This is a genomic window from Streptomyces sp. CC53 (assembly GCF_001865245.1).
Lineage (GTDB): Bacteria > Actinomycetota > Actinomycetes > Streptomycetales > Streptomycetaceae > Streptomyces.
In genome coordinates this window covers 26,886-43,310 of the sequence record NZ_MKXB01000105.1, presented here as the reverse complement: position 1 = coordinate 43,310, position 16,425 = coordinate 26,886, and the positions used below count along the sequence as shown (strand labels likewise).

Sequence of the window (16,425 nt, the reverse complement as noted above, 5' to 3'; positions counted from 1 at the left end):
GATTATCAGACCGGGTGCCATCGCCTGTGGACAGCGCGGAAGACACGCGAAACGCTGGCGTAGCATGACGAGAAATCGTCCGGTACCCGCCGCGGACTGGAACGGAAGGCCGTCGCCCCGTGAATCCACCACCAGAACCCCGCCCCGCCCGGCTCACCGTCGGCGTCGTCGGCGCAGGCAGGGTCGGCCCCGCCCTGGCCGCGTCGCTGCAACTGGCCGGGCACCGGCCCGTCGCCGTGTCGGGTGTGTCCGACGCGTCGCGGCGGCGCGCTGCGGAGCTGCTGCCGGGAGTGCCCGTCGTACCGCCGGCGCAGGTCCTGGAGCGGGCCGAGCTGGTGTTGCTGACCGTGCCGGACGACGTACTGCCCGGACTTGTCGCGGGGCTGGCGGAGACCGGGGCCGTGCGGCCCGGGCAGCTGCTCGTTCACACATCGGGGCGGTTCGGGGCCGCGGTGCTCGACCCGGCACGGCGCGCCGGAGGGCTGCCGCTGGCCCTGCATCCGGCGATGACGTTCACCGGGACCCGTGTCGACGTCGACCGGCTGGCCGGGTGCTCCTTCGGCGTCACCGCCCCGGAGGAGCTTCGGCTGGCCGCCGAGGCACTCGTCATCGAGATGGGCGGCGAGCCCGAGTGGATCGCCGAGGAGGCCCGGCCGCTCTACCACGCGGCCCTGGCCCTGGGGGCCAACCACCTCGTCACCCTGGTGGCGCAGTCGATGGAGCTGCTGCGCACTGCCGGTGTCGCGGCGCCCGACCGGATGCTGGGCCCCCTGCTGGGCGCCGCGCTCGACAACGCGCTGCGGTCCGGGGACGCCGCCCTGACCGGCCCCGTCGCTCGGGGTGACGCCGGGACGGTGGCCGCGCACGTGGCGGAGCTGCGCAAGCACGCGCCCGGCACCGTCGCGGGCTATCTCGCGATGGCCCGGACGACCGCCGATCGCGCGCTCGCGCACGGCCTGCTCAAGCCCGAGCTGGCCGAGGACCTTCTCGGTGTCCTCGCCGCCGACCAGAACGCCGGCGCCGGCCACGCCGGAGGCGGGGACGACGGTGCGGAAGGAGACAGCAGCCGATGAGCCAGACGTCCTCCCACGGAACCGGGACGTCCTCTCACGGGACGTCCGCAGGCGGGACCGCTACGCCGCACGGAGGCACGGACAGCACCCGCCGGACCCAGGCGGCGGGAACCGTTGGGGCAACGAAGGCAGCCGGTGCTCCCGGCGCCGCGACGGCGCCCGAGACGGGTGGCGTGAACGCGGCCTCGCCGGAAGCCGCCCCCGGCGCCGCGACGCCGCCCCGCACCCAGGCTGCGAACTCTGCCTCGCCCCCGGCCGGCTCGTCGAACGCGGCCCCGACCAGTGCTGCGACCGGCCCCGCAACGCCGGCCCGGACCGGCTCCTCCCACTCGGCCTCGCCCCAAGCCGCGCCCTCGAACGAAGCCGCGCCCTCGCCAGAAGCCGCGCCCGCGAACGACGCCGGAGGCCGGAGCGCTGATCGCGCGGACCTGGCCCTCGTCCGCACCCGGCAGGAGCTGGACGCGTTCCTGGAGCGCAGCGGCGAGGCGGACCGCACGGGCCGTGCCGCGGGCCGCCGGGCAGCGGTGGTGATGACCATGGGCGCCCTGCACGCGGGCCACGCCGCTCTCGTGCGCACCGCCCGCGGTCACGTCGGGCACGACGGTGTCGTCGTCACCACGGTGTTCGTCAACCCGCTGCAGTTCGGCGCGGGTGAGGACCTGGACCGCTACCCGCGCACCCTCGACGCCGACATGCAGGTCGCCGCCGCGGCCGGCGCCGACGCGGTCTTCGCGCCGTCCGTCGACGAGGTCTACCCCGGCGGGGAGCCGCAGGTCCGCATCGCTGCGGGCCCTATGGGGGAGCGCCTTGAGGGCGCGTCCAGGCCGGGGCACTTCGACGGGATGCTCCCCGTCGTGGCCAGGCTGCTCCACCTCACCCGCCCCGACGTGGCGTTCTTCGGACAGAAGGACGCCCAGCAGCTGGCGCTGATCCGCCGGATGGTGCGGGACCTGAACTTCCCCGTCGAGATCGTCGGCGTGCCGACCGTGCGGGAGGACGACGGCCTCGCGCTGTCGAGCCGCAACCGCTACCTGTCGTCCACTGAGCGGCGCACCGCTCTCGCGTTGTCGGCCGCGTTGTTCGCGGCCCGCGACCGGCTGGCCGCTCAGGAGGCCCTCCGCGCTCGTGCCGCCTCGGCGCCCGCCACGCAGAGCCGCGCCGACGCGCTGTCCCGGCTGGGCGAGTCCCGTGCAGCCGCCGACGCCCACGCGGTGGCGCAGGCCGCGCACGTGGCCGGCGGAGGCGCCCATGCGGTGCGTGCCGCCGCCCGGGTGGTCCTGGACGAGGCGGCCCAGGCGGATCCGCCGCTCCGGCTGGACTACCTGGCGCTCGTGGACCCGTCGGACTTCACGGAGGTGCGGGACGACCACACCGGCGAGGCGATCCTTGCGGTCGCCGCCCGTGTCGGCACCACGCGGCTCATCGACAACCTCCCGCTCACCTTCGGCCCGGGCACCGCCCCGGCCCGCACCACGCCCGCCGAATCCAGCAGCGCCGCGACTGCCCGGTCCGGCCCGCCCGCCACCGGTGCCTCAGACCCCGTGGGCCCCACCGCCCCGGTCGCCGCAGCCGCGACGGGTCACACGGACCCCGACGGGCCCGTCGATCCCACCGCCCCCACCGACCACGGAGCCTCCGCATGACCGGTACCGGTATACGCCTCCAGGCCCCCGCGCCGGGCTGGGCCATCGACGCGGACGTGGTCGTCGTCGGTTCCGGTGTGGCCGGGCTGACCGCCGCCCTGCGCTGCACGGCCGCCGGGCTCCGTACGGTCGTCGTCACCAAGGCGCGGCTCGACGACGGTTCGACCCGTTGGGCCCAGGGCGGCATCGCCGCCGCCCTCGGCGAGGGCGACACCCCCGGTCAGCACATGGACGACACGCTGGTCGCGGGCGCGGGCCTGTGCGACGAGGAAGCCGTGCGCGCCCTGGTGACCGAGGGCCCGGACGCCGTGCGGCGGCTGATCGCCACCGGCGCCCGCTTCGACAAGGACGACTCCGGCACCATCGAGCTCACTCGTGAAGGCGGCCATCACCGGCGCCGTATCGCCCACGCGGGCGGCGATGCCACCGGCGCGGAGATATCCCGCGCCCTCGTCGACGCCGTGCGCGACCGGGGCGTACGGACCATCGAGAACGCCCTCGTGCTCGACCTGCTCACCGACGCCGACGGCCGCACCGCGGGCGTCACCCTGCACGTCATGGGCGAGGGCCAGCACGACGGCGTGGGAGCCGTCCACGCCCCGGCCGTCGTCCTGGCCACCGGCGGCATGGGCCAGGTCTTCTCCGCGACCACCAACCCCGCGGTCTCCACCGGCGACGGCGTCGCGCTCGCCCTGCGCGCCGGGGCGGAGGTCAGCGACGTGGAGTTCGTCCAGTTCCACCCCACCGTCCTCTTCCTCGGACGGGACGCCGAGGGCCAGCAGCCGCTGGTCTCCGAGGCGGTGCGGGGCGAGGGCGCCCACCTCGTCGACGCGGACGGCGTCCGCTTCATGGTCGGGCAGCACGAGCTGGCCGAGCTGGCCCCGCGTGACATCGTCGCCAAGGGCATCATGCGGCGCATGCGGGAGCAGGGCGTCGACCACATGTACCTGGACGCCCGGCACTTCGGCGCCGCCATGTGGGAGTCCCGCTTCCCCACCATCCTCGCCGCCTGCCGCACCCACGGGTACGACCCGGTGACGGAGCCCATCCCGGTGGCACCCGCCGCGCACTACGCCTCCGGCGGTGTCCGCACCGACCTCCGGGGACGGACCACCGTGCCGGGCCTCTACGCGTGCGGAGAGGTGGCCTGCACCGGCGTGCACGGGGCCAACCGCCTCGCCTCCAACAGCCTCCTCGAAGGGCTCGTCTTCGCCGAGCGCATCGCCGACGACATCGTGGCGCACCGGGGACGGGCCGGCGAGCCCGTCCCGCACCCCGCGCCCCTGGCGTTGCCGCTGCTCGCCCCGTCCAGCCGGACCCGTATCCAGCACGTGATGACCGCGGGCGCCGGAGTGCTGCGTTCCGCCGCCAGTCTGGCCGCGGCCGCCGAGGAGCTGGACGCCATCCACGGTGAGGCCGCGGGCGACTCGGGCTCCGGTGAGCACAAGGCCGGCGTCCCGGGCGTCGAGTCCTGGGAGACCACCAACCTGCTGTGCGTCGCGCGGGTCCTGGTTGCCGCCGCCCGCCGCCGTGAGGAGACCCGCGGCTGCCACTGGCGGGAGGACCACCCCGACCGCGACGACACCGCGTGGCGCCGCCACCTCGTCGTACGGCTGGAGCCGGACCGGAGCCTGGACGTCCGGGCCACCGCCACGCACGACTTCCCCCCGACGGACGCGGCCGTGCCCGCTCCGGGTGCCGCCCGCGCGCCTGGAGCAGCAGCAGCCCGCACAGCCCCGGCGGCCCCCGCCGCCGCGTGGGCGCCGGAAGCCTCCGAAATCCCGGAAGCCGCCGACGCGCCGGAAGCACCCGGAACCCCGGAAGCCTCCGGAGCGCCATCCACCCCCGCAGTGACAGAACCCGCCGCAGCCGCCGAAGCGGCTGAAGCCCCGGCAACCCCCGCCGACGCCCCCAGGGAGCCCTGACCATGAGTACGCCCGAAGAACGCCCGCAGCCTGTGGACGTGCCCCTCATCAGCATCGGTGCCACCGCCGCCGCCGACGCGGGCGGCTGCGGCGACGGTTGCGGCTGCGCGGCGGGCGGCGAAGGCGAGGTGTACGAGTGCGGGCTCGACCCCGTGCTGGCCGCGCTGCTCGCGGAGGCCGGGCTCGACCCCGTACTCGTCGAGGACGTGGCGTACCGGGCCGTCGAGGAGGACCTGGACGGCGGCGTCGACGTCACGACGGTCGCGACCGTGCCCGAGGACGCCGTCGCCACGGCGGACTTCACCGCCCGCGAGGCCGGGGTCGTCGCCGGCATCCACATCGCGGAGGCGGTGCTGTCCATCGTCTGCACCCACGAGTTCGAGGTGGAGCGGCACGTCGCCGACGGCGACCGCGTGGCGGCCGGGCAGAAGCTGCTGTCCGTCACGGCCCGCACCCGCGACCTGCTGACCGGCGAGCGCAGCGCGCTCAACATCATGTGCCGCCTGTCCGGCATCGCCACCGCCACGCGCGCGTGGGCGGACGCGCTGGAGGGCTACAAGGCGAAGGTCCGCGACACCCGCAAGACCACTCCGGGCCTGCGCGCCCTGGAGAAGTACGCGGTGCGCTGCGGCGGCGGGGTCAACCACCGCATGTCGCTGTCCGACGCGGCCCTCGTCAAGGACAACCACGTGATCGCGGCGGGCGGCGTCGCCCAGGCGTTCAAGGCGGTGCGGGAGCAGTTCCCCGACGTGCCGATCGAGGTGGAGGTGGACACCCTGCACCAGGTCCGCGAGGTCCTGGAGGCCGGCGCGGACCTGATCCTCCTGGACAACTTCACGCCCCTGGAGACGCAGGAGGCCGTCGGTCTCGTCGCCGGTCGGGCCGTCCTGGAGTCCTCGGGCCGCCTCACACTGGAGAACGCCGCCGCCTACGCCGCCACCGGCGTCGACTACCTCGCGGTGGGCGCCCTGACCCACTCGTCCCCGATCCTCGACATCGGCCTCGACCTGCGAGAGGCCCGGAGCTGACCGATGCTGCTCACCATCGACGTCGGGAACACCCACACCGTGCTCGGTCTGTTCGACGGCGAGGAGATCGTCGAGCACTGGCGGATCTCCACGGACGCCCGCCGCACCGCCGACGAGCTCGCCGTCCTGCTCCAGGGACTGATGGGCATGCACCCCCTCCTCGGGGAGGAGCTCGGTGACGGCATCGACGGCATCGCGATCTGCTCCACGGTCCCGTCCGTCCTGCACGAGCTGCGGGACGTGACCCGGCGCTACTACGGCGACGTGCCGGCGGTGCTGGTCGAGCCCGGCATCAAGACGGGCGTGCCGGTCCTCACGGACCACCCCAAGGAGGTCGGCGCGGACCGGATCATCAACTCGGCCGCAGCGGTCGAGCTGTACGGCGGCCCGGCGATCGTCGTCGACTTCGGCACGGCGACGACGTTCGACGCGGTCAGCACGCGCGGCGAGTACGTGGGCGGGGTGATCGCCCCCGGCATCGAGATCTCCGTCGAGGCCCTCGGCGTCCGCGGCGCACAGCTCCGCAAGATCGAGGTGACCCGGCCCCGCGGAGTGATCGGCAAGAACACCGTCGAGGCGATGCAGTCGGGCATCATCTACGGCTTCGCGGGCCAGGTCGACGGGGTCGTCCAGCGCATGCGGCAGGAACTCGTCGGCCCCGGCGGCGACCCGTCCCAGGTCACCGTCATCGCGACCGGCGGGCTCGCGCCCATGGTGCTGGGGGAGTCCCGGCTCATCGACGAGCACGAGCCGTGGCTCACCCTGATCGGCCTGCGCCTGGTGTACGAGCGCAACGTGTCCCGCATGTGACCGGCGGCGCCTCGTACGGTACGCGCCGCCGTTCCGCGTGCCGCGCCCCGTTCCCGTGACGCTGCCCGCCGCCGGGCCCGCACTGCGGTGCTCCCCGCTCCGGTGACTGTCGAGCCCGGCCCGTGGCGGCGGGCCGCGCGGCACGCCGCGCCACCCGCCCACTACGGGCAAACCAGGCAACAAGCCCTTATTGTCGGATTATGCCCACGCCACACGGATCACGAGGCGGCCTTGCGTTCAGCGCGGACGAGCTGCGCGTCCTGCGCTGCGCCCTGGGCCACGCCCTCCACCCGACCCCGCTCGACGACGAGGATGTCCGGGACTGCCTGCACCTTGCCGCCGCCGTGGACGAGGCCACCCGCGAGGGCCTGAGGTTGCGGGACTTCGTCCGGGCCGACCTGGTCCGCTACCGGGCTTCCCTGCCCGGCGCCGCGACCGGCTACCTCGACCTCCTCGCCGACGCCCTGGCCGCCGGGTACGACCCGGTCCCGGAGGATCTGGCCGCCCTGCGCAGCCTGCGGGGCAGGCCCGGCGGTGCCGCGCTGCTCGCCCGCTGCCAGACTCTGGCCGAGCGGTCCGTGCGCGCCCGACTGGCCGGCCGGCAGGTGCTCCCGGCTGCCCCGTCCATCCCCGCTCCGACGAACCCGCGCACCCGGCTGTACGTGCTCCAGGGCGGTCGTGGCGACGGGGAGGAGCAGCCCAGGAGGCCGGCGCAGCCGCAGCCGCCGAAGCCCTCGTCCCCGGCACCCGCCCAGCGGCCGGTGCCCAAGCCGTCCGAGGTGTTCCCGCCGCGCCGCCGCCCAGCGCCCAGCGCGCCCCCGCCGGAGAAGCGGGCCGCCGGGTAGCTACTCTGGAGGGCATGGACTACGTATCCGCGCTGCTGCCGCCCGTGGTGATGGCCGTCTTCTTCACCGCCGTCATCGTCACGATCGTGAAGAGCCAGGGCGGCCCCAACAAGGCCAAGGAGGACGCGGCTGTGGACGCCGCGTTCGCACGCGCCGAGGCGGCGCGACAGGCGGACGGTTCCGCGGAGGCGGGGAGGGCCTGAGGCGCTCCCTCCGTAGGGACTCACATGAAGGGCGTACAGCGGCATTCGCCGCTGTACGCCCTTTTTGTTACGTCAATGGGTGTTCGTACGTGAAGCTCCCACTATGGTGGCTGTGTGCCCCGTCAATTGGGAGAACTCGAAGACGCCGTCATGACGCGCGTCTGGCAATGGAACCGGCCCGTCACCGTGCGGGAAGTGCTGGAGGATCTGCACAAGGAACGGTCCATCGCCTACACCACGGTCATGACCGTCCTGGACAATCTCCATCAGAAGGGCTGGGTGCGCAGGGAAGTCGTCGGGCGCGCCTATCGATATACGGCCGTCTCCACGCGGGCCGCGTACTCGGCCGCACTGATGAACGAGGCGTGGGCGCAGAGCGACAACCCGGCCGCCGCCCTCGTCGCCTTCTTCGGGATGATGTCGCCGGAGCAGCGGGAAGCACTGAACGACGCCATCCGCATCGTGCAGCGCGACCCGCAGGAAGAAGCCCCGGAAGGAAGTGTTCCGGCTCGGTCGGAAGTACAGGGAGAAGGCGCTGCGCAAGAGCCTCCGCAGCCCGGGGGGAACGGCGGGGGAAGCAGTTCCGAAGGGAAGCCCCGGGACGGCAGGGAAGGCGGGCCGGAAGCGGCGACGGAAGGCGAGCCGGAGGAGCCCGCCGAAGAGCTCCGGGAAGACGCCGGAGAACAGGGAGCCCCGGAACAGCCGGAGCACGGAGGCGTACGCGGCAAGGAACCCGGCGGGGAACGCAATGCACCGGAACAGCGGGGTCGCGCTTCGGCCGGTCGCGGAGTGGCGCACGACCACGGAGCAGAGCCCGGCCAGGAAGAACCCTCCCAGGCGGACGAACCCGGCCTCGGGGGAGAGCCCGACCGCGCTGTGGGAACAGCGGAGCCCGCGCGGCCTCCCGCCGCCCCGCACCAGGGCCCCGAAGACTCTGGCGGCCCCGAAGGCCCCGGCGGCTCAGACGGCACCGGTGAGGCCGCCGGCAGCGGCTCCGGCGGCGGGCGATAGCGTTCCCAGCCATGTCGTCGCCCACACCGCCCGCCTCCTCCGGACCGACGCCCCCCGGCAACCCGGTGCGCAGGCCGGTGCACCCCGCAGAACCCGCAGAAGCAGGCGCAGTGCCCGCAGGACCCGAGAAGCCCGCCCAGCACGAGGGCAGCGAAGAGCCCGTACGGCCCGCCCGCCCCAAGCCCCCCGGGGAGGCGGAGGAGCCCGTGCAGCCCGCGGGGCCCGCCGGTGCCGCGGAGCCCGTACATCCGGCGGAGCCTGGCGAGGCGGTGGGCGCCGCAGGGCCTGCGGAGTCCACCGGGGCCGCCACGACCTCCGAGCCCTCCCCGCCGCCTTCTCCGCGTCCTTCGCGTCCTCTGCGTCCTCCGCATTCCCCGCTCTCTCCGACCGCAGGCGGGGCCGGTGCCGGACGGAACGCGGACGCCGGGCGCTCACCGTCCCCTGCGAAAGCCGTCACCGTCCGCAGGGCGCGGACCTCAGACGTGCCCGCCGTGCGGAGGCTCGTCGACCCGTACGTGTCCCGCGGCATCCTTCTCGACAAAGCCACGGTGACCCTTTACGAGGACATCCAGGAGTTCTGGGTCGCGGAACGGGACGAGGACGGGGCCGTCGTCGGTTGCGGAGCACTCCACGTGATGTGGGAAGATCTCGCCGAAGTGCGCACCCTTGCCGTCGATCCCGACTTCAAGGGCGCCGGCATCGGCCATCAGGTGCTGGACAAGTTGCTGCACACCGCCCGTTGGCTCGGGGTGCGCCGGGTATTCTGCCTGACCTTCGAAGTGGACTTCTTCGCGAAGTACGGCTTCGTCGAGATCGGCGAGACCCCCGTCGCCGGAGATGTCTACGCCGAGCTCCTCCGTTCCTATGACGAGGGCGTCGCCGAGTTCCTCGGTCTCGAACGGGTGAAGCCGAACACCTTGGGTAACAGTCGGATGCTTCTGCACCTGTGATCCTTCCGCCCCTCGCGATCCCTATGTCCGAATCGCGTATGTTTCCCGCTCCGCCAGGCATCTGAACCTGCTCCGGGGGTTTGTGTTTTTCGAGGAAAAGCGGTTTCCTTTCCGCGTACTGCTTTTTCGATGAAAGGAAATCCGGTGGCACAGAAGGTTCAGGTCCTTCTTGTCGACGACCTCGACGGTGGCGAGGCGGACGAGACGGTGACGTTCGCTCTGGACGGCAAGACCTACGAGATCGACCTCACCACCGCCAACGCGGACAAGCTGCGCGGCCTGCTGGAGCCGTACACGAAGAGCGGCCGGCGTACCGGCGGCCGTTCCGCCGGCGCCCGCGGCAAGGGTCGCGCCACCTCCGCGGGCAGCCCGGACACGGCGAAGATCCGCGCGTGGGCCAAGGAGAACGGTTACAACGTGAACGACCGCGGCCGCGTGCCGGCGGAGATCAAGCAGGCCTACGAGGACGCCAACCGCTGAGTGCCTTCCCGGCACCGGGCGCGCGCGGCGAGCAGCCGATGCCGGTGGCATTCCGCCGCCGCCACGGCGACCAGCCGCACGAGTCCGGGGCCTTCGGAGCCGTACGCGCCGGGTGAGGGGCGCCCCGAGAGGGCGGGCATCCCCGCAAGCGTGGGTTCCACCTCGTGCCCCGGCGCGGGCGCCCGCAGCCACACGGCGGCGCCGGGCGCAGCCGAACCGTTCCACCCAGGGGGAGTCGGCGCGGGCATGCGACCGCCCGCTCCCCATGCGGCCAGGTCCAGGCTGACGCCGCTCCACTCCAGCCAGTCGAGCAGTCCGGGCAGTTCCTCGGCGCTGCCCGCGGCCACGAGCAGCCGGATGCGGTTCCGGCAGCCCGAGAGCGCGACCGGACCGCGGAGGCCGGGGAGGCGGGCCAGTGTCGCCAGGCCGGCTGCGGCAGGCAGGTCCAGGGCGTCGAAGCGCAGCCCGGTCGCCAGCCACACCGCGGCTGCCGCCGCGGTGCCGGCGCCCGTCGGGGTGCCGTGGCGGTCGACTGCCCCGCAACGTCCTCCGGCGGCGCGGGGATCCGCGGTGCCGTGGCCCATCGCGGCGAGCTCCCGGGTCGAGCACGGGCCGCAAGCGGAGCAGGGCGGGCAGTGAGCACCTGTCGAGCCGTCCGTACCGGCGCTCCGGGCAGGGCGGCCCCGGCAGTTGCCGCGGACCGCGGGCTCCTGCGGCGCCGGGCACACAGCAGGCGCCGGGACCGTGGCCCAGCCCAACCGGGTCTCGTACCAGTGCGCGACCTCCCCGGCGTCCGGGGCGGGAAGCGCCTCGGCGGCCGGGCGGGGCGCGGGGATGGTGAAGGCCATGTCGGGGGAACTGCCGCCACACCGTGCGAGTTACGCACGGTGTGAGACTCATCGCGCATAGTGATCAAGGTGCGAGAGGCGGACGGATGCGGCGACGCAAGGATGTTCGCCCGTAGCTGAGGCGACGGGGGTGTGCCGCATGGACTGTCCCTGCTTACGGGTAAGACATTCCTAGTGGGGAGGGGCGACACGCACCGGCGGACGGCTTTCCGTTCGCCATCGGCGTACTGCGGGTCCGGGTATCTGCCTGGCCTGCGGGAACATCGTCTCGCACCATCGGGTTGGAGCAGTTGTCGGCGTTCGGGGTCAGGAGGCCATCGAGGGTGTCGGCAGTTGGAATGAGCGGTCCCCGCTTGCGGGACTAAGCTGCGGAAGGACAGGGAGGGGACCGACCCCTTACTGCCTGACCGCTCTGAGGAGCGATTAACGATGTTCGAGAGGTTCACCGACCGCGCGCGGCGGGTTGTCGTCCTGGCTCAGGAAGAAGCCCGGATGCTCAACCACAACTACATCGGCACCGAGCACATCCTCCTGGGCCTGATCCACGAGGGTGAAGGTGTCGCCGCAAAGGCCCTGGAGAGCCTCGGCATTTCGCTTGAGGCGGTCCGCCAGCAGGTGGAGGAGATCATCGGCCAGGGCCAGCAGGCCCCGTCCGGGCACATCCCCTTCACGCCCCGTGCCAAGAAGGTCCTGGAGCTGTCGCTCCGCGAGGCCCTTCAGCTCGGCCACAACTACATCGGCACCGAGCACATCCTGCTCGGCCTGATCCGCGAGGGCGAGGGCGTCGCCGCCCAGGTCCTCGTGAAGCTGGGCGCCGATCTCAACCGGGTGCGGCAGCAGGTCATCCAGCTGCTCTCCGGCTACTCCACGGGCAAGGAGACCGCCACAGCCGGCGGTCCCGCCGAGGGCACGCCCTCGACGTCGCTCGTGCTCGACCAGTTCGGCCGGAACCTCACCCAGGCCGCTCGCGAGTCCAAGCTCGACCCCGTCATCGGGCGAGAGAAGGAGATCGAGCGGGTCATGCAGGTGCTGTCCCGCCGCACCAAGAACAACCCCGTGCTCATCGGCGAGCCCGGCGTCGGCAAGACGGCGGTCGTCGAGGGCCTGGCGCAGGCCATCGTCAAGGGCGAGGTGCCCGAGACCCTCAAGGACAAGCACCTCTACACCCTCGACCTGGGCGCGCTCGTCGCCGGCTCCCGGTACCGCGGTGACTTCGAGGAGCGCCTGAAGAAGGTGCTCAAGGAGATCCGCACCCGCGGCGACATCATTCTCTTCATCGACGAGCTCCACACCCTCGTGGGTGCGGGTGCCGCCGAGGGCGCCATCGACGCGGCGTCCATCCTGAAGCCGATGCTCGCCCGCGGTGAGCTCCAGACCATCGGCGCCACGACGCTCGACGAGTACCGCAAGTACCTGGAGAAGGACGCGGCCCTCGAGCGCCGCTTCCAGCCGATCCAGGTCGCGGAGCCGTCGCTGCCGCACACCATCGAGATCCTCAAGGGCCTGCGCGACCGGTACGAGGCCCACCACCGGGTCTCCATCACCGACGAGGCCCTCGTGCAGGCGGCCACCCTGGCCGACCGGTACATCTCGGACCGCTTCCTGCCCGACAAGGCGATCGACCTGATCGACGAGGCCGGCTCCCGGATGCGCATCCGCCGGATGACCGCGCCGCCGGACCTCCGCGAGTTCGACGAGAAGATCGCGGGCGTCCGCCGCGACAAGGAGTCCGCGATCGACGCGCAGGACTTCGAGAAGGCCGCGTCCCTCCGTGACAAGGAGAAGCAGCTCCTCGCCGCGAAGGCCAAGCGGGAGAAGGAGTGGAAGGCCGGCGACATGGACGTCGTCGCCGAGGTCGACGGCGAGCTGATCGCCGAGGTCCTCGCGACCGCCACCGGCATCCCCGTCTTCAAGCTGACGGAGGAGGAGTCCTCCCGTCTGCTCCGCATGGAGGACGAGCTCCACAAGCGCGTCATCGGCCAGGAAGACGCCATCAAGGCCCTGTCGCAGGCCATCCGCCGCACGCGGGCCGGCCTCAAGGACCCGAAGCGTCCCGGTGGTTCGTTCATCTTCGCCGGTCCGTCCGGTGTCGGTAAGACCGAACTGTCCAAGACGCTCGCCGAGTTCCTCTTCGGCGACGAGGACGCGATGATCTCCCTCGACATGTCGGAGTTCAGCGAGAAGCACACCGTCTCGCGGCTGTTCGGCTCCCCGCCCGGATACGTGGGCTACGAGGAGGGCGGCCAGCTGACGGAGAAGGTCCGCCGCAAGCCGTTCTCGGTCGTCCTCTTCGACGAGGTCGAGAAGGCCCACCCGGACATCTTCAACTCGCTGCTCCAGATCCTTGAGGACGGTCGTCTGACCGACTCCCAGGGCAGGGTCGTCGACTTCAAGAACACGGTCATCATCATGACGACCAACCTCGGCACCCGGGACATCTCCAAGGGCTTCAACCTGGGCTTCGCCGCCCAGGGTGACGTCAAGACCGGGTACGAGCGGATGAAGGCCAAGGTCAACGAGGAGCTGAAGCAGCACTTCCGCCCCGAGTTCCTGAACCGTGTCGACGACACCGTCGTCTTCCACCAGCTCAGCCAGGACGACATCATCCAGATCGTCGACCTGATGATCGCCAAGGTGGATGAGCGGCTGAAGGACCGCGACATGGGCATCGAGCTCAGCCAGGACGCGAAGATCCTCCTGGCCAAGCGCGGCTACGACCCGGTGCTGGGCGCGCGTCCGCTGCGCCGCACGATCCAGCGCGAGATCGAGGACATCCTGTCGGAGAAGATCCTCTTCGGCGAGCTGCGCCCCGGTCACATCGTGGTCGTGGACACCGAGGGCGAGGGTGAGGAGAAGAAGTTCACCTTCCGCGGCGAGGAGAAGTCCGCGCTCCCGGACGTTCCGCCCATCGAGGCGGCCGGCGGACCGGGGCCGAACCTGTCGAAGGACGCGTAGCCGCTGCGCTGGGCGTGACTGACCGAGGGCGCCCCCTCGGACCGGATCCCGGTCCGAGGGGGCGCCCTCGCGTCCGCGGCGCATCCGCCTCACTCAGGACCGGGCGGCGCTGCAGAGCCGGCCCACCGCTGAGGCGCCCGCAAGGCACGCCCTGTGCCGCAGGACCGCGGGAGCGCGCTTCCCGCCCGAACGGGCGCCCCAGCGGTCCGCGAACGCGCGGGAGCCCCCTGTACGCGAACGTTCGTGTGCGCGGTCGGCTGAGCGCACCGGCCGGATGGATGAGTCGTCCCGTGTGTCCCGACGGGGGGCGTCCCCCGTGGCGGGGCGGCAGCACGTACGGGCCCGGGTGCGCCGGGCCGTCCCCATGTCCGCCGGCCCGGTGGGGGGCAGCAGGGGCCCGGCGGTCACCTGCACGCGCTTGCCGTGGACGCGTCGGGCCACGCCGGGTGCTGCACACCCGTTCCCTGTCAGGGCGACCGCCGGCGGTCGCCCTGGCCGTCTCGTCGGCACCGTCCGACCTGCGTTGATGACGGATCCGCGCCCTGCGGCACTCCGCGTCCAGGGCCCGCGCGCGGCTGGTGCGTCCTCCCGGCGCCCGCACGGTCCGCTAGGGCTCTCCCCCGTGGGCGTCCGGGCGGGCCGCGAGCCCCATCGTGGGCTCGTCTGTTCTGCGGGCGTCCACCTCGCGAGCCGGTGCCGTCGGGGCCCCGTGGTGCACCCTGGTGGCCGCGTCCGGCGGGGGCCCGCTCACGATGCCGGCTGCGGGAGAGGGGGCCGCTCGCAGGCGAGGCCGTCCCCCGCGAAGGCCGGAGCCGCGGACAGCCGTGCCGGCGGGGAACGCCGTCAGGGCCCGGGGTTCCGCGTCGGAGGCACCCCGCTGCCTGCCGTGCCTGACCCCGGTACGGCGAGCGCCCCACGGGTGAGGGCGGGATCCCGCGGTCAATGGCACCCGGACGTGCCGAAGTCGTCCACGTCCACCACCGGGTCCTCGATGCCGACCTTCCACGGCCGGCCCGTCCGTGCGTCCTGCGGCTTCAGGGTGAAGGACACCCGGTGAGTGCCGCCCGTGGCGCGGGCGCCCTCCCCGGCAGCCTCCACCACCCTCGCCGTGACCTTCTTCCCATCCGTGACCTCCCTGCGGAGCTCGACGGCGAACTCCATCTCGATCGGGCCCAGCTCGAAGGACACCGGCTGCCCGGTCGCGCGCAGCGCGGCCTCCAGGACCTGGTCGCGAACGGAAGCGATGGCGTCGGCCAGTTCTATGTCGGTGCTGTCGGTCATGGCCGGACGGTAACCGGAGCGCGAAGTCGGCGGAGCGGCTTCCGGCCACGCGGTCGGACACCCTCCGGACGGTGATCCAGAAGCCCGCGTCGCGTGACAAGCCGCACAGGGCATTTCGGACGTACTAGCGGCAATAGTGAAGGATCGATGTGCTGTGGGCTGTTTGCTGCGGACATCGGAGGGTCTGCGCGCGTAGACCGTGCGCCGGTGTCGCGGTGGTTCCGTGACTTGGGGGGTATGCGGGGGCCGCCTGCCTTCGGACAGTGGGGTGAGTGCACCTTTTAGGCGCTTTTGGGGAGGTGTGGATGGCGTAGGCGTCGGCCGTCAAGTGTCCCCGTCACAGGGCCTCGGCTACGGCCGGCTTTCGTAGATGGGGCGTTTGGGGCAGGCCGGGAGAAGCCGGTACCAAGGATGACCAGACGCCCGGCGCACCCCTCGCGCCGGGCCGCTTCTTGCCCGAGTCACCCGAGCCCGGAGGTTCCCCCGTATGTCGCAGCGTGCCAAGCATTCCGCCCGTACCGCCGTCGTCGCCCTCGCCGCCGCCGGCATCGGGGCCGCGGCCGTGGTCGGTGCAGGTGCGTCGGCCGCCGTGGCCGAGCCGCGGGTGGCCCCGCTCACCGTCAGCACCTCCGCCGCCGTCGCCGCGCAGGCCGAGACCCTCGCGAAGGGCGCCGCCCAGGCGAAGGCGGCGCAGGCCAAGGCCGTCGCCGCGAAGAAGGCGGCTGCCGCCAAGGCCGCCGCGGCGAAGAAGGCCGCCGCCAAGAAGGCCGCGGCGAAGAAGGCCGTGGACTGGGTCAAGCCCGTCACCGGCTACAAGCTGACCGCCAGCTTCAACCAGGGCGGCTCGATGTGGACGAACAAGCACTCCGGCCAGGACTTCGCCGTGCCGGTCGGCACCCCGGTCAAGGCCGTCCACGGTGGCACCGTCGTGAAGGCCGGCCCCAACGGCGGCGGTGACGGCCCGGCCTACGGAAACGCCGTCGTGATCAAGCACGGGAACGGCACGTACTCCCAGTACGCCCACCTGTCGAAGATCGATGTCAAGGTGGGGTCGAAGGTGAAGACCGGCCAGCTCATCGCCCGTTCCGGCAACACCGGCAACTCGTCCGGCCCGCACCTGCACTTCGAGATCCGTACGACCCCGAACTACGGCTCCTCGGTCAACCCGGCCAGCTTCCTTCGGTCCGAGGGCGTCAGCATCTGACGCCACCCCGGGCCCTGCCGCCCCGTGACGTCCCAGGGCCCCGCGCCTCCGTGACGAGCCGGGGTCCCGCGGCCCCGTGGACCCCTGGGGCCGTGCGACCGCACGCCCCCTGGTGGGTCACGGCTCGTCGGGGAACCTGATCATCGGGAAGCTACCGGTGTTCGTGGGT

The 16,425-nt window shown here is 72.7% G+C and carries 12 protein-coding genes and 2 pseudogenes; 12 read left to right on the top strand and 2 right to left on the bottom strand.

Translation table 11 applies throughout. The features are described from left to right. The first annotated feature begins 119 nt into the window (after nt 1–119). The 10 genes and pseudogenes from BJP40_RS09900 (at nt 120) to BJP40_RS09855 (ending at nt 9,968) form a co-directional block, all read left to right on the top strand. A complete protein-coding gene (locus BJP40_RS09900; RefSeq protein WP_071280048.1) occupies nt 120–1,073 on the top strand; it encodes a Rossmann-like and DUF2520 domain-containing protein in 954 nt (317 codons plus the stop codon). A 428-nt stretch (nt 1,074–1,501) separates the two neighbouring features. Next, on the top strand, nt 1,502–2,716 hold the full coding sequence (panC, locus tag BJP40_RS09895) for a pantoate--beta-alanine ligase (RefSeq protein WP_079171057.1): 1,215 nt from the start codon (nt 1,502–1,504) through the stop codon (nt 2,714–2,716). Next, a pseudogene (locus BJP40_RS09890) lies at nt 2,713–4,410 on the top strand (L-aspartate oxidase); the annotation flags it as partial. The gene panC and the pseudogene BJP40_RS09890, both read left to right, overlap by 4 nt. 233 nt (nt 4,411–4,643) lie before the next feature. After that, nucleotides 4,644–5,669, top strand: a complete 1,026-nt coding sequence (gene nadC / locus BJP40_RS09885; protein WP_071280047.1) for a carboxylating nicotinate-nucleotide diphosphorylase — start codon at nt 4,644–4,646, stop codon at nt 5,667–5,669. 3 nt (nt 5,670–5,672) lie between these two features. Then, nucleotides 5,673–6,479 (top strand): type III pantothenate kinase, encoded by an 807-nt coding sequence (locus BJP40_RS09880; RefSeq protein ID WP_071265756.1) that lies wholly within the window; start codon nt 5,673–5,675, stop codon nt 6,477–6,479. Nucleotides 6,480–6,679: 200 nt separating this feature from the next. After that, the gene (locus BJP40_RS09875) at nt 6,680–7,324 is read left to right on the top strand and encodes a hypothetical protein (protein WP_071280046.1); all 645 of its coding nucleotides are present in this window, start codon (nt 6,680–6,682) and stop codon (nt 7,322–7,324) included. A 14-nt stretch (nt 7,325–7,338) separates the two neighbouring features. Beyond that, the gene (locus BJP40_RS09870) at nt 7,339–7,527 is read left to right on the top strand and encodes a hypothetical protein (RefSeq protein ID WP_071265760.1); all 189 of its coding nucleotides are present in this window, start codon (nt 7,339–7,341) and stop codon (nt 7,525–7,527) included. Between the two features lie 150 nt (nt 7,528–7,677). Then, nucleotides 7,678–8,005 (top strand): annotated as a pseudogene (locus BJP40_RS31615) (BlaI/MecI/CopY family transcriptional regulator); the annotation flags it as partial. Between the two features lie 889 nt (nt 8,006–8,894). Continuing rightward, on the top strand, nt 8,895–9,488 hold the full coding sequence (locus BJP40_RS09860) for an amino-acid N-acetyltransferase (protein WP_079171056.1): 594 nt from the start codon (nt 8,895–8,897) through the stop codon (nt 9,486–9,488). Between the two features lie 144 nt (nt 9,489–9,632). Further along, nucleotides 9,633–9,968: an Lsr2 family protein gene (locus BJP40_RS09855; RefSeq protein WP_071280043.1), complete on the top strand. Its 336-nt coding sequence runs from the start codon at nt 9,633–9,635 to the stop codon at nt 9,966–9,968. On the opposite strand, the gene BJP40_RS35430 is transcribed toward BJP40_RS09855, so the two are convergent. Further along, nucleotides 9,947–10,552: an SCO3374 family protein gene (locus BJP40_RS35430; protein WP_226962522.1), complete on the bottom strand. Its 606-nt coding sequence runs from the start codon at nt 10,550–10,552 to the stop codon at nt 9,947–9,949. The genes BJP40_RS09855 and BJP40_RS35430 overlap by 22 nt on opposite strands. Nucleotides 10,553–11,245: 693 nt before the next feature. On the opposite strand from BJP40_RS35430, the gene BJP40_RS09845 reads away from it, so the two are divergent. After that, complete coding sequence (locus BJP40_RS09845; RefSeq protein WP_071268538.1) at nt 11,246–13,771, top strand: ATP-dependent Clp protease ATP-binding subunit; 2,526 nt, start codon at nt 11,246–11,248, stop codon at nt 13,769–13,771. A 939-nt stretch (nt 13,772–14,710) separates the two neighbouring features. Here the strand turns inward: BJP40_RS09845 and BJP40_RS09840 are convergent. Continuing rightward, nucleotides 14,711–15,052, bottom strand: coding sequence for a trypco2 family protein (locus BJP40_RS09840; protein WP_071280042.1), 342 nt, complete (start codon nt 15,050–15,052; stop codon nt 14,711–14,713). A gap of 487 nt (nt 15,053–15,539) precedes the next feature. Here BJP40_RS09840 and BJP40_RS09835 point away from each other — a divergent pair, with 487 nt between their 5' ends. After that, nucleotides 15,540–16,256: a M23 family metallopeptidase gene (locus BJP40_RS09835; RefSeq protein WP_071268536.1), complete on the top strand. Its 717-nt coding sequence runs from the start codon at nt 15,540–15,542 to the stop codon at nt 16,254–16,256. Nucleotides 16,257–16,425: the final 169 nt, after the last annotated feature.